At 52.1% G+C, this 817-nt stretch carries 1 protein-coding gene; it reads left to right on the top strand.

Translation table 11 applies throughout. From position 1 onward, the window contains the following. The coding region (locus AB204_RS20465; RefSeq protein WP_047965223.1) for an Ig-like domain-containing protein at window positions 1–817 on the top strand (817 nt) is incomplete at both ends.

Raw genomic sequence — 817 nt, 5'->3', positions numbered from 1 at the left:
CGATTTTCGGCAGGGTAAACAAGGTGTCAGTGAAAATCGTTTTACCCTGAACCTCAATTATCGCTTGGGTGTTCCGCTCAGCCAACAGTTTGATCCAAACGCGGTCGCGCCACTGCGCAGCCTGAGAGCTAGTCAGTTGGATTTTGTGAACCGCCGCAACGATATGGTGCTGGATTATCAGAAGCAAACGTTGCTGACACTGGCTTTCCCTGCATCAATCAACGGATATGAAGGCAAAGACGTGACCTTTGTACCGATTATCCAATCCAAATATCCGCTGGCGCGTTTAGAGCTGGATACGGCTGAATTACAGCAGGCAGGCGGGAAAGTACTTGTTCAACGGCCGGAGAAAGTGACGTTGCGGTTGCCGAAAACCACGAAAAACCCCGTCCGGCTTTCGGGAATAGCCATCGACAGCCGGGGTAATCGCTCCAACCGGGCAAAAATCATGATGGTGAGTTTACCGACCGAGAAGCGATGGCAGGTGACAGCGAATAAAACGCAGGCCAAAGCCGATGGTCATGACAGTGTGCTCTATACCGTCCTTGTCATCGATCAAGAAGGGACTCCCATCTCGAATCAGGCTGTTATCTGGTCAAGCGACAAGGGAGAATTGTCCCAAACCCGGCAGAACACGGATGCGCAGGGGCAGGCATCGGTCGTGCTGCGCAGCCGTCAGCAGGGGCTGCATGCGGTACGTGTTTCCGTGGATGAAGAGGTTGCTGTTGCACCTTCAGTACAGTTTGATGCGGTGCTGATCCCCGAAATTAATGTTGATAAACACAGCATTAAGGCGGATGGAAAAGCAATAGCGAAG

Source organism: Xenorhabdus khoisanae, assembly GCF_001037465.1.
In the GTDB taxonomy this organism is placed as follows: Bacteria; Pseudomonadota; Gammaproteobacteria; order Enterobacterales; family Enterobacteriaceae; genus Xenorhabdus; species Xenorhabdus khoisanae.
The sequence above is the reverse complement of the archived record's forward strand: the minus strand, read 5'-3'. Positions and strand labels throughout refer to the sequence as shown.